Annotated in this window: 1 protein-coding gene; it reads left to right on the plus strand. The window is 49.5% G+C overall.

What is annotated here, in order from left to right; translation table 11 throughout:
• The coding region (locus tag ACAN56_RS35420; RefSeq protein WP_379148797.1) for an RNA-guided endonuclease InsQ/TnpB family protein at window positions 1-321 on the plus strand (321 nt) is incomplete at both ends.

Consider the following 321-nt stretch of genomic DNA (forward strand, 5'->3'; position numbering starts at 1 on the left):
CATTTTGCCAACCCCAGGTTTTACCGTCAATACGAGAAAAAGCTTGCGCTGTGGCAGCGGCGTTTGGCAAGACGCACACCAGGGGACTCCAACTGGAAGAAAGCCAAGAAACACATTGCCCGTATTCACGAACACATTGCAAATTCCCGGAACGATTTTCTCCACAAGATGACAACGAAGCTGATCCGTGAGTGCCAAACGATCAGCATCGAACATCTGCATGTGGCGAATATGATTCAAAATCCCAAACTCTCCAAGTCCATCGCTGATGCGTCCTGGGGCGAATGGGTGCGTCAACTGACGTATAAAGCATCCTGGTAT

The organism is Paenibacillus paludis (assembly GCF_042610515.1).
Classification (GTDB): Bacteria; Bacillota; Bacilli; order Paenibacillales; family Paenibacillaceae; genus Paenibacillus_AQ.